At 66.3% G+C, this 12,114-nt stretch carries 11 protein-coding genes and 2 pseudogenes; 8 read left to right on the plus strand and 5 right to left on the minus strand.

The annotated features are described in order from the left end of the window. A pseudogene (locus VFW69_RS20085) lies at window positions 1-125 on the plus strand (TetR family transcriptional regulator); the annotation flags it as partial. Between the two features lie 125 nt (window positions 126-250). Continuing rightward, entirely contained in the window at window positions 251-1,321 is a 1,071-nt protein-coding gene (locus VFW69_RS20090) for a putative PII-like signaling protein (protein WP_526503841.1), read from the plus strand. Window position 1,322: 1 nt separating this feature from the next. Here the strand turns inward: VFW69_RS20090 and VFW69_RS20095 are convergent, their stop codons facing one another. Then, window positions 1,323-2,216: a fructose bisphosphate aldolase gene (locus VFW69_RS20095; protein WP_526503859.1), complete on the minus strand. Its 894-nt coding sequence runs from the start codon at window positions 2,214-2,216 to the stop codon at window positions 1,323-1,325. A 168-nt stretch (window positions 2,217-2,384) separates the two neighbouring features. After that, a pseudogene (locus VFW69_RS20100) lies at window positions 2,385-2,708 on the minus strand (cytochrome b); the annotation flags it as partial. A gap of 377 nt (window positions 2,709-3,085) precedes the next feature. On the opposite strand from VFW69_RS20100, the gene VFW69_RS20105 reads away from it, so the two are divergent. Both VFW69_RS20105 and VFW69_RS20110 read left to right on the plus strand, forming a co-directional pair. Then, on the plus strand, window positions 3,086-3,463 hold the full coding sequence (locus tag VFW69_RS20105; protein ID WP_526503843.1) for an STAS domain-containing protein: 378 nt from the start codon (window positions 3,086-3,088) through the stop codon (window positions 3,461-3,463). A 59-nt stretch (window positions 3,464-3,522) separates the two neighbouring features. Then, window positions 3,523-3,966: an ATP-binding protein gene (locus VFW69_RS20110; RefSeq protein ID WP_526503861.1), complete on the plus strand. Its 444-nt coding sequence runs from the start codon at window positions 3,523-3,525 to the stop codon at window positions 3,964-3,966. On the opposite strand, the gene VFW69_RS20115 is transcribed toward VFW69_RS20110, so the two are convergent. Both VFW69_RS20115 and VFW69_RS20120 read right to left on the minus strand, forming a co-directional pair. Then, window positions 3,967-5,052, minus strand: a complete 1,086-nt coding sequence (locus tag VFW69_RS20115) for a phosphotransferase family protein (RefSeq protein ID WP_526503845.1) — start codon at window positions 5,050-5,052, stop codon at window positions 3,967-3,969. Continuing rightward, window positions 5,049-6,185 (minus strand): Rv3169 family protein, encoded by a 1,137-nt coding sequence (locus VFW69_RS20120; protein ID WP_526503847.1) that lies wholly within the window; start codon window positions 6,183-6,185, stop codon window positions 5,049-5,051. Before VFW69_RS20120 ends, VFW69_RS20115 begins: the two co-directional genes overlap by 4 nt. A gap of 125 nt (window positions 6,186-6,310) precedes the next feature. Between VFW69_RS20120 and VFW69_RS20125 the strand changes: the two genes are divergently transcribed. The 4 genes from VFW69_RS20125 to VFW69_RS20140 all read left to right on the plus strand — a co-directional run bounded on the left by VFW69_RS20125 (window position 6,311) and on the right by VFW69_RS20140 (window position 11,409). Beyond that, window positions 6,311-6,931 (plus strand): TetR/AcrR family transcriptional regulator, encoded by a 621-nt coding sequence (locus tag VFW69_RS20125; protein ID WP_526503849.1) that lies wholly within the window; start codon window positions 6,311-6,313, stop codon window positions 6,929-6,931. A gap of 102 nt (window positions 6,932-7,033) precedes the next feature. Beyond that, window positions 7,034-8,179: a phosphotransferase gene (locus tag VFW69_RS20130; RefSeq protein ID WP_526503851.1), complete on the plus strand. Its 1,146-nt coding sequence runs from the start codon at window positions 7,034-7,036 to the stop codon at window positions 8,177-8,179. A 128-nt stretch (window positions 8,180-8,307) separates the two neighbouring features. Beyond that, window positions 8,308-10,068: an N-acyl-D-amino-acid deacylase family protein gene (locus tag VFW69_RS20135; protein WP_526503853.1), complete on the plus strand. Its 1,761-nt coding sequence runs from the start codon at window positions 8,308-8,310 to the stop codon at window positions 10,066-10,068. Between the two features lie 12 nt (window positions 10,069-10,080). Beyond that, entirely contained in the window at window positions 10,081-11,409 is a 1,329-nt protein-coding gene (locus VFW69_RS20140) for an aromatic ring-hydroxylating oxygenase subunit alpha (protein WP_526503855.1), read from the plus strand. 186 nt (window positions 11,410-11,595) lie between these two features. Here the strand turns inward: VFW69_RS20140 and VFW69_RS20145 are convergent. Further along, window positions 11,596-12,114 (minus strand): HNH endonuclease signature motif containing protein (locus tag VFW69_RS20145; protein WP_526503857.1); only part of this gene is annotated, 519 nt, incomplete at its 5' end.

Genomic DNA, 12,114 nt, shown 5'->3' on the forward strand with positions numbered 1-12,114 from the left:
AATCGGCAGCAGACGCGATCGTCGGCGGGGTGGTGTACCCGATCCTTTCCGGCGCGCAGCCCTATTCGCGCCGGCGGGCCGAGCGGACCACCCGGCTCATCGTGGAAGCCCTCACCGCAAGCTGACGATCGCCGATCAGCCGCCGCGGATACCGACCGAACAGCTGCGCTGACGTAATCCGGCGTCGAACACCGCAGCGGCGCTTGATGTCTCCGAGCGGGTAGGCTCACCGCAGGCGACGGGAGCGGCGATGGACGACGATTGCCTGAAGCTCACCACCTATTTGGCCGAGCGCAGGCGCACCGGGGGCAGCTTCGTCTCCGATGTCCTGCTCGGCTTGTACGCAGAGCATCGAATCGCTTGCGGGGTCCTGCTGCGGGGGATAGGCGGATTCGGCACCGGTCACTATCTGCGCACCGACGAGTCCCTGACCTTGTCCGAGGATCCGCCGGTGGCGATCATTGCGGTCGACACGAGAACGAAGATCGAGGCCCTGTTCGACCCCGTGCTGGCCGTCAAGCAGCGCGGCCTGGTCACGTTGGAGCGTGCGCGGCTGCTGCACGACGACATCGGGATACCGGAGCTGCCCGAGGATCTGCGCGACGCGGTCAAGCTGACGATCTACGTCGGCCGCAAGCAACGCGTCAACGGATCACCCGCTTACATCGCCGCCTGCGATTTGATGCACCGGCGCGGCCTTTCCGGCGCCACGGTGCTGCTCGGTGTGGACGGCATCGCGCACGGAGAACGCCAGCGCGCCAACTTTTTTGGACGCAACGCCGACGTACCGATGATGATCGTCGTCGTCGGATCCGGTGAGCGGATCGGTCGCGTGCTGCCGGAGATCGGCGAACTGCTGCGCAGGCCCCTGGTCACGCTCGAACGGGTCCGGGTGTGCAAGCGCGACGGCCAGTTCCTGGAGCGGCCGCACGCCCTGCCCGGCGTTGACGAGCGCGGCTTGCCGCTGTTTCAGCAGCTGACGATCTACACCTCGGAGTCGGCACATTACGGCGGTGCGCCGATCCACCGCGCGATCGTCCAGCGGCTGCGCCAGGCCAAAACCGCGGACGGCGCGACCGTGTTACGCGGCGTCTGGGGTTTCCACGGGGATCACCCACCCCACGGCGACAAACTGCTCTCGCTGACCCGCCGGGTACCCGTCGTCACCATCGTCATCGACACCCCGGCCAACATCGCCGAATCCTTTGACATCATCGACGAATTGACCCGGGACGAGGGCTTGGTGACCAGTGAGATGGTGCCCGCTCTGGTCTCCGACGACGACACTGGGCCACCGCGTATCGCCCGGCACCACTACTAGGTCAGCCGGCGACAGAGGCGTCGTAGATCGACTGGATCGCCTTGTCGAGGGTGGCGTTGAACTGCTCGTCGGACTGGTCGGCGGTCAGGCCCTCGGTCAGAGCCCGGCTGAAGCTGGCGATCAACCCGGTGTTCTTCGCGAGCAACTCGTTGGCTTCCTCGCGGGAGTAGCCACCGGAAAGGGCAACCACCCGCATCACCTTCGGGTGCTCGATCAGGGGACGGTAGAAATTGACCTCGGTGGGCAGGCTCAGCTTGAGCATGACGCGCTGGTCCTCGGGCACGGCGTCGAGCTGCTTGGTGATCTCGTCGCGGAGGATGCCCTCGGCATCGGCCTTGTCCGAAATCGAGATGGTCACCTCGGGCTCGATGATGGGCACCAAGCCGTGCGAGAGCACCTGGTGGCCAAGCTCGAACTGCTGGGCGATCACGTCCGCGATGCCCTTGCGGTTGGCGCCGCCGATCACCGACCGCTCCTTCGTGCCGAAGACGCCCAGGCCGGCGGCCCGGTCCAGCAGCTCGTCAAGGCCCGGGATCGGCTTCATCAGCTGGACGTCGTCGGACGCGTCCGCCAGACCCTTGTCGATCTTGAGGATGGGCACCACGCCCTTGGCCTCCCACAGGTAGGTGGTCGACGGCTTGCCCGCGATCTCACGGTCCATGGTCTGCTCGAACAGGATCGCCGCCAGCACGCGGTCACCGGTGAAAGCCGGAGACGTGATGATCCGCGAGCGCATCTGGTGAATGAGGTCGAACATCTCCTTCTCAGAGGAGTAGGCGTTGTCCTCTATGCCGTACAGGCGCAGCGCCTTGGGCGTCGAACCGCCGCTCTGGTCGAGCGCCGCGATGAAGCCCTTCCCCGACGTCATCCGGTCCGCTTGCTGCTGGTTCGACATTGATCTCTCCCAGTTCCTCGTGGCCCTCACGGGCACAGCACGCCCGGCCGGTGACCGCGCGCTCAAGATCTGAATCGTGCCGATCATATTCGGCCACTTCGAGCCCGAGCAGACAGGTCGTCGGACTGCGGTTTCGGTCTCAGCGTCGGTCTGGCTGACGAGGCTTGGTGGCTTGGTGCGCCACAGCGCCATGCGGTCGAGGAGCCGGTCACGCAAGACGAGCGTGTGGAAGAGTACCGCCGTCATGTGGGCGGTAAACGCGAGGAAGAGGAGCAGCGCGAAGGCACCGTGGCACTCGCGGAGCACCGCGAAAACGTCGATGTTGCGCGGTGCGATGCCGGGCAGCGCAACCGGCCCGAGCAGCGTGATCCGGAATCTCGCCGCCGACAGCATGGCCCACCCGGTCAGGGGCTGCACCAGCAACAGGCCGTAGAGCAGGTATTCCGACCACGTCGCGATGCGGCGTTCGGTTCTGCTCGTGGTGGCCAGGAACGCCGCGATCACCGGGTTTTACGGCCCACCGTCCTTCTCGTTTGTGCAGGCCACGCCGCGCAAGCTGAAGACGAAGCGGGGGGAAGCAATTCACGCACCGGCCGGTGCCCGGTGCAACTTCTGCGCTGCCCGTTACGCACATCCGGACTATGTCGCGGCGCCCGAAATCGTTCAGCGTTTTGAGCGTGGTACGCCGCGTGTCCTACCATTGACTAAACACTTGTAGCTGTATCTGCATTTGGTGGCGCAGATCGACGGAGTGCGTCTCCTCCGTGGACAAGCGTGTTCCCGAGGGGTTGAATCAACAGCCCCCGGTTATGGGAGTGGCTGTTAGAGCTAGCGGTGTCCCGCACGGGATCGAATGTGAGTGATAGACCATGGGCGAACAATCCGGCGATTTTGTCGATCCAACTGCTTTTGAAGTGGGCAAACACCAGGTAGATCAGGCGGTTGTGCTCACCGTCTCCGGCGAGGTCGACATGCTCAGCTCGCCACTGCTTGCCGACGCCATTCAGACCGCGCTGGCGACCAAGCCCGCGGCGCTGATCGTTGATCTGTCCAAGGTCGGTTTTCTGGCCTCGGCCGGGATGACCGTCCTGGTGACCGCGCAGGCGGACGTCGAGCCGCCGACGCAGTTCGCGGTGGTCGCCGACGGCTCGGCGACCAGCCGGCCGATCAAACTGATGGGAATCGACAGCGTGCTCTCGCTCTACAGCAGCCTCGACGGTGCGCTGAGCGGTATCGCTGGTGAGTGAGGCTCCACGGAGTGGGGACGCAACTGGGGACGATGGTCCGCTCTGATCAGCCGCAGAACGTGTCGAACATCGATGACCGATCCCGGTTTGTGCGGACGCGAGTGGCCGCCGACGCGCGCAGCGCGGCCCGGACCCGCGCCGAGTTCGCGGTGTGGCTCGAACGATATTTCTCGCTTGACGACGACCGCTTCAGTGATCTGCTACTGGCGGTGAACGAAGCGCTTGCCAATGCCGCGGAATTCGCCTACGTCGACGCCGCGGAGTCCGGGACGGTAGACGTGCGGGCGGCCTACGACGGCGGCTCGGGCACCCTGGCGGTGTCCGTCGACGACCGCGGCCGGTGGCGGCAGAATAAGCCGGTCCAGTACCAACAGCAGATGCGCGGACGTGGCATCCCGCTGATGGAGGCGCTCGCCGACGACGTCACCATCGACCGCACGCCGCAAGGCACTCGTGTCACGTTAACGTGGAGCGACCTGACGCGGCCCGGCTGTAACGCTTGATCAGCACGACTGCGCCAGCACCTGCTGGATGCGCTCTTCGCGCGGCAGCACTGGACCGTCGTCGAGGGGCTCGTCGATCCCGAGTTCGGTGAGCCCGGCACCGGTCAGCAGCGAGGTGCCGTAGGCGGCCAGCACGAGTTTCTGATCGTCGCTGTGGCCGTCCTCGACGAGCATCGCGCCGATGAGGCAGATGACGGCCATCTTGAAGGCGTTGAAGGCCCGGTACCAGGGCCGGTTGGTGACCGTGATGCCGCTCGCCGACTCGTAATGCGCGAGCAGGGCATCGATGGACAGGGCCGCGGGGTGGCTGTTGATCCCGACCGGCTGCATCCACAACATTTCGAGCCAGCCGACGTCGGTGAGCGGGTCGCCGACGGTCGTCATCTCCCAATCGAAGACCGCGCTGACCTCGCCGCCGGTGAAGGCGAAGTTGCCCGGTTTGGCGTCGCCGTGCACCAGCGTCACTTTCGGGCACGGCGTCGGCCTGCCGGCCAGCAGTTCGCGGTGCAGCCGCTCCAGGGCGGGCAGGCGGTCGCGCTTGACCCGGTCCATCTCGGCGGCCCAGTGCCCGAGTTCGCGGTCGAGGTGGTCGGCGCCTTCGTCGAGGGCTTCCAGCCCGGTCCCGGCGAGGTCGACGGTGTGGATCGCGGCCAGCTGTTCGACCAGACTCTGACACATCCGCACCACCGTGGGGTCGGCGGCGTCGGACGGCGGCTCCATTTCGTAGACGTCGCCGGCCGCCCGTTCCATCACGAAGAACGGCCTGCCCAGAACGTCGCCGGTCGACTCGAGCCACAGCGCCCGCGGGACGCGGACCGGTGTATCGGCCAATGCGCGCAGGATCCGGAACTGACGCGCCAGGTCGTAAGGTTCGAGCAGCGCGGGTGGCTCGGGGCGCAGGCGCAACACCACGTCTTGCAGGTCTTCTCGACCGCCACGCCGGGCGACGACGCTCAGCGTCATCATCTCGGCCGAGTGCCCGAAGCTCACCCGGTCGATGCCCTCGATGCGGACGTCGTCGGCGTTCCGTATCTCGGTGCGCAGCCAGCGGCTCAACCGTTGTTCCGCTGCCGCGCCCAGGGTCATTGACGGGCCCCCTCGCTGTCGGCGGGCAAGCGATCGACCGGCGTCTTGTCCTGAGTGAATGCGGACATGTCCATCGGCGTCCAGTTCGGGTAGCGGCGGTAGCCCTGGCCACCGAGCAGCAATTCGAAGATGCCCCAACCGGTCTCGCCGTCACGCTCGAACCGCATCAGTTGGTCGAGGGCCATCGACTTACCCTCGGTCTCAATCAGCTGTTCGGGATTGGCGCTGTCCCAAGCGAAATGGATGAAGTAGGCCCCACCGCCCAGGTCCTCGTATTGGCAGTGCGCCATCGGCAGCCCGTAGTAGGCGTTGACCTCCGGATAGGGCGTGTCGGCGAACACTCGATGTGCGTTGCCGTCCTCGTCGGTGAAGACGAGCGCCGCGCGGGTGGGTCGCTTGCGGTCGCCGTCGAATTCGACCTCGTGCTCGATCTGGACGAATCGCTTCGACAGGGTCCCGTCTGCGTACGTGATGCCGCCATCGACGTAACTGACGGTACCGTCAGATGATTCGATGACCCAGGCTTCGATCGCATGGTCATCGAAGCCGGCGTCGAGCCACAACCAGAAATCGATCTTGTCCGAGATCCGCACCCCGAAGGTGCGGTCACGACCGCCATGGAAGCCGTCGACGCTGATGCGTTCCCCGTCGATCTGCACCCAACCGCTCCACCGCCCCGGCTCCTTCATGTGGTACATGTCGGCGAGCAATTCGCCGTCCTTTCCATGCACCTGCATGGGCAACAGCTCCCACATCGGGGCGGTGGGTTCGTAATAGAGCTCCCACTCGATTCCGGAGTTGTTGGGCTCGATGTCCAATCGCCACTTCTTCAGCGGCTCGACGCAGGTCCAGCGCATCGGCCCGGCGCTCAGCTCGCCGCGGTCGTCGCCGGTGACCGGCCGCCCGGACAACAGGTCCCAGTGCCGGCCGTCGGCGAGGCTGACCTTGACGTAGCCCAGCCCGCTGGCGGTGTTCGGGTTATTGCCGTAGCCGCTGGCCATCAACATGGTGCCGTCCGGTGACGCTGCGAAGAAGTAGCACCGATCCGACCATGTCGGGTCCGAGTTGTGCACTTGGTCGAACGTCGTCGGAAGCTGGTGGGTGAAGGACTCGTCCGCGGCGGAGTACCCCATCGATGGACCTTTCTGGCTGGTTAAGGCCTTGCGCTGCAATATGATTCAGTGCCGGCGAGGGTAGGGCCGGATTCTGTTCGCATCAGATAACAAAGCAGCACAACGCATCCCGTAACATCGCCGCCATGGAACCGGGGCGGCGGTGGGGCGATGACCGCGCGATCCTTGACGACGAGGAGGCCCGCAGGCGGATCCTGAACGCCGCGGGCCGCTGCATCGTCCGGCGCGGCAACACCCAGTTCCGGATGGGCGAAGTGGCCGACGAGGCGGGGGTGTCCCGGTCGACGGTGTACCGGTATTTCCCCGGCCGCGATGATGTCCTGCTGGGCCTGATGCTGACGCGCGTGGACAGCGCGATCGCTGAATTGGTGCGCAAGCTGCCCGCCCCTGACGACCCCATTCGATCGGTGCCCGAGCTGGTGTTGGCCCGGGTGGAGTCGGTGGACGGCAACGCACTGAACGAAGCGTTGTTCGCGACCGAGAGCACTGCGATGGCGTCGGCGCTCGAAAAGGGTTCCGAACCCATCGTGGAGCTGCTGCTGCGGCACTACGGGCCGCTGCTGAACCGCTGGAAGGCGGCGGGGTTGCTCTACCCCGACGTCGATTTCCGGTCGATCGTCCAGTGGTTGCACACCACGACGCTGTTTCTACTGGCGCCGTCGTGGCGATATCGCCCCGCCGCAGACAAACGAGAATTCGTCGAGCAGTTCGTGGTGAGGGCCCTGGTTCCACAGATCAGACAATAATCGTATATTGTCTGATGTCCAGACGTTCGATTGGTTTTGCCCGACGGTGCCGGTGTTGATAGCGCAGCACCGCGGCCGGCCTGCAAATCAGGATGGATGGACATGAAAAATCCTGTGGGACACGCTTTATCCTTCCTCGGTCTGGCCGCTCACCTGGGCCGCGGCGCCGGCCGGGTGGCCACCGACGCGGTGGTGGGAGGACGGTTCGGCCTGCCGCGAACCGTCGAGGACATCGACCCCGCGGTGCTGTCGCGGGTCATGGGAACCACCGTTCGGTCGATCCGCGTTCTGAGCCGCGACGCGGGGACGTCCTCGCGTGGCCGGCTGGTTTTGACAGGTAAGAACGTCCCTGACTCGGTGTTCGTCAAGGTCGCGGCGCAAACCGCCGCCACCCGGCTGATGGGCGAGCTCGGGCGCCTTGGACACACCGAGGTGCGGTTCTACCGTGCGCTCGCGCCGCAGGTCATCGGTGTCCCCTATTGCTATGGCGCGGCGTTCGACGCCTGGACTGGCCGGTACCTGCTGGTCTTGGAGGACCTGCCGGCCGAGTCATGCGAATTCCCGGACACCTTGCATCCGTTGTCGGCCGACCAGGCGAGCCTGATCATCGAGCTGCTGGCCGAACTGCACGCCACCTTCTGGGGCCGCCTGCCACGCGACGGGCGCGGCCCAATGGGCTGGCTGTACACGCCGTCGGGCGACGTCACGTCGTTGTTGACCGGTTCGCTCATGCGCACCTCGATCAAGCGTCTCGCCGAGCGCACTTCCCTTGTCGACGTCCCCGTCGACACTGGCAGCTTTATCGCCGACAACTACCGCGCCGTCGCCGCACTCATCGACACGCCTCCTCACACCGTCATGCACGGTGACGCCCATCCGGGAAACATGTATTTCCACGGCGGCAAGGCCGGGCTGCTGGATTGGCAGGCGGTGCGCCGGGGACACCCCTCGCGCGAACTGGCCTACACCCTGATCACCAGCCTGACGCCGGAGGACCGTCAGGCCAACCAGCGCGAACTCCTCGACGACTACCGGCGGGCGCTAACGGCGGCCGGCGGACCCGAGTTGGATCGCGACGACCTGTGGCTGCGGTTCCGCCAGGGCGCGCTATACGCATACGTCGCGCCCCTGATCACCGCCGGAATGGGCGGAATGCAGGTCGAGAACATCGCGATGGAAGGCGTGCGCCGCGGTGTCGCGGCGCTCGATGACCTGGAAACCGTCGCAGCCCTGAAGGATTCGTTGTAGGGCCGGCCAATTCGGCTGGAGCTATTGCCTTCGTCGCGCCAAGAGTTACGCTACCTACCGTAGCGAAATGCTGCGCGTCTCAGCGCTCAGCTTTCCCGAGACCGCGCACGGCGGCGAAGAGGAGTCTCATGTTCGACCTGAAGATCATCGGTGGAACGGTCGTCGACGGCACGGGCGCGGAACGCTATGCCGCCGATATCGGCATCAAGGACGGCAAGATCGTCGACGTCGTGCGCCGCTCCGCCAACGGCCCCGCGATGAGCGGGGAGGCGGCCGAAACCATCGACGCGACAGGGCATGTGGTGGCCCCCGGCTTCGTCGACATCCACACCCACTACGACGGCCAGGTCAGCTGGGACAGCCTACTCGAGCCCTCCAGCGGCCATGGCGTGACCACGATCGTGACCGGCAACTGCGGCGTCGGCTTCGCGCCCGTGCGGCCCGGCAGTGAGCAGTGGCTGATCGAGCTGATGGAGGGCGTCGAGGACATTCCCGGCACCGCGCTGACCGAAGGCATCACCTGGGGCTGGGAGACCTACCCCGAGTACCTCGACGCGGTCGGCAAGCAGAAGTTCGCCGTCGACGTGGGCAGCCAGGTCGCACACGGCGCGGTCCGTGCCTACGCGATGGGCGAGCGGGGCGCCCGCAACGAGGCGGCCACCCCCGAGGACATCGAGGCGATGGGACGGCTGGTTCGCGAGGCGATCGAGGCCGGCGCGCTCGGATTTTCCACGTCGCGCACGATGGGCCATCGCGCGATGGACGGCGAACCGGTCCCCGGCACGTTTGCCGCAGAGGAGGAGCTGTTCGGTCTCGGCCGTGCCATGGCGGCCGGCGGTCAGGCGGTGTTCGAGCTGGCCCCGCAGGGGGCCGCGGGCGAGGACATCATCGGGCCGAAAAAGGAATTGGACTGGATGCGGCGACTGAGCAGCGAGATCGACCGGTCGGTGTCCTTCGCGCTGATCCAGGTAGACGCCGATCCGAAATTGTGGCGCGAGATGCTCGACCTGTCCGCGGACGCGCACGCCGCGGGCGCCCGCCTCTACCCCCAGATCGCGGCGCGCCCGTTCGGCATGATGATCGGCTTCCAAGGCCATCACGGTTTCAGTCACCGGCCCACCTACCGCCGGCTGAAGGCCGAGTGCAGCCGCGACGAGCTCGCGCAGCGGTTGGCCGAACCCGCGGTGAAGGCGGCGATCCTGTCCGAGGACGACCTGCCCGCCGACCCCACGTTGTTGTTCGACGGGATGTTCGCCCTCGTGCAGCACTCGCTAGGAAGGCTGTATGCGCTCGGCGATCCGCCGGACTACGAGCCCACGCCGGACCGCGCCGTCGCGGCCATCGCCAAGGCGCGCGGCGAGGATCCGTTGTCCACGCTGTACGACCTCATGCTGGAGTCCAACGCGACCTCCATGCTGATGCTGCCGTTGTTCAACTACGCCGACGGCAATCACGACGCGATCCGCGAGATGATGCTGCACCCCGCCGGCGTGCTCGGACTCTCCGACGGCGGCGCCCACTGCGGGATGATCTGTGACGCGTCCTACCCCACGTTCCTGCTCACGCACTGGGCGCGGGACCGGCATCGCGGCGAGAAGCTGTCGCTGGAATACGTGATCCGCAAGCAATCTCGCGACACCGCCCACCTGTTCGGCCTCACCGACCGCGGCACCATCGAGCCCGGCAAGAAGGCCGACATCAACGTCGTCGACATGGACGCGCTGACCCTGCACCCGGCGGCAATGGCGTTCGACCTGCCCGCCGGGGGAAACCGGATTCTGCAGGGAGCCAGTGGCTATGCCGCGACCGTCGTCAGCGGAACGGTGACCCGCCGCAACGACGTCGACACCGGGGCCCGCCCCGGCCGCCTGGTCCGCGGAGCGCGCTAAGAGCTCCCGTCGATGGCAACGGCGGCCGGAAATCCGGCGCGGACACGCGACGAGGATGCCATCGGCACCCCGCCGGAAAACCCGACGCTGGTGCCCGCCGAGCGCTACTACTCCCCCGCCTTCGCCGCGCTCGAGGCGCAGCGGATGTGGCCGCGGGTGTGGCAACTGGCCTGCATGGTCGACCATGTGGCGACGCCTGGCGACTATTTCGAGTACCGGTGCGGCCCGTACGGCGTGCTGATCGTCCGCGACGACGACGGGATGCTCCGCGCGTTCCAGAATGTCTGCCGGCATCGCGGCAATTCGCTGTGCACCGGATCCGGTTCGGGCCTGCGGGAACTCAAATGCGGCTATCACGGTTGGACCTGGGACCTGGGCGGCGCGCTCAAAAGGGTGCCCAACCGCAAGGGCTTCGGCTCGCTGCGGATGTCCGATTTTCCGCTGATACCGGCGCGGGTCGAAACCTGGGCCGGGCTCGTCTTCGTCAACCTCGACCCGGGCGCGAGCTCGTTGACCGAATACCTGGAGGCGGTGCCCGACGACATCGCCTGGTGCCATCTAGATGATTTCCGCTGCTACGCGACGCTCACCGTCGAGGTCGACGCCAACTGGAAAACCATCGCCGACGGATACAGCGAGACCTACCATATCCAGACCCTGCATCCCGAACTGCTGCGTTGTGTCGATGATATTCATGCGCCGCAACAGATTTGGGGCCACACCGGGAAGTCGGACCAGCCCTACGGCGTGCAGAGCCCACGCTTTGACGGCGCGCTGAGCGACGAAGAAGTCTGGAATGCCTACGTCTACACGCAGGGAGCGCTGATGGGCGCCGCCGAAGGCACCCCGTTCCCCGCCGACGAACCCCGGCCCGGGCAGACGGTTGCCGACCTGATCGCGGACCGGACCCGGGCATTCGCCGCGAGCCGCGGGGTCGACCTCGACTGGGCTGATACCGACCGGATGACACGGTTGCACCAGTACAACGTGTTTCCCAACATGACGCTTCTGGCCAACGCCGATCACCTGACCGTCATGTGCTCGCGGCCCGCCGCCGACCCCGATCGTGGTGAATTGACGATGTTTTTGATGAGCCGGATGGCGCCGGGTGCGGCGTACAACAAGCCGATCGACGTGCGGACGTCAGCCGAACAGGCCGAACCCGGCATCGTGCTGACCCAGGACATCAAGGTGCTGCCGGGTTTGCAGCGTGGGTTGCATCAGCCCGGCTTCACCCACCTGGTGCTGTCCAACGAGGAGCGCCGGGTGATCAACATGCACCGAAACCTGGAACGCTACCTCGATCTGCCCGAGTCAGAGCGGATGACCGGCGGCGCCTGAAGTTTCTCGCGCGCATACCCAACTTGACTCAAGTTAGTGCGCACTGTCACCGCGGGTGTTGATGAGGGTCGCGGGGGCAGTGCGGGTTTGGTTGTCGGCCCCGATGTCCACGACGCGGTAGGCCGACGGTACTGTGAACGAATTCCTTGATACCCCAACATGTTTGATCATCGCCGGTAACCGGGACTAGTTGTTATCGGGGGGTGGTTGGGGTTGGAAGGGTGTATACCACCACCAGTGGGCGCGCTCGCCGGTGGGTCCCGGGCAGGGCGCCACGGCGGGCGGGGGTTGAGTTGGTGGGCGCGCCAGCGATCCCGGGCTCAGTAATCGGCCCGCGTTGCCGCTGACAGTGAGCGCGCCTGCGGGCCCGGTGATGGTGATGACGCCACGATGGTGCAACCGGTGATGATAAGGGCATAGCAGCACCAGGTTGGCCAACTCCGTGGAGCCGCCGTCTTCCCAGTGCCGGATGTGATGGGCGTGCAGACCACGGGTGGCACCACAGCCGGGCACCGCGCACATGCGGTCCCGATGCTCCAGCGCGCGGCGAAGCCGCCGGTTGATCAAGCGGGTGGCCCGGCCGGCACCAATGACCTCGCCGCGACGTTCGAACCACACTTCACACGTCGCATCGCACGTCAGGTATCGGCGTTCAGCGTCGGTGAGCAGCGGACCCAAATGCAGCGCCGCGGCGCGCTGCTCAAC

Source organism: Mycobacterium sp. (assembly GCF_036273375.1).
Classification (GTDB): Bacteria; Actinomycetota; Actinomycetes; order Mycobacteriales; family Mycobacteriaceae; genus Mycobacterium.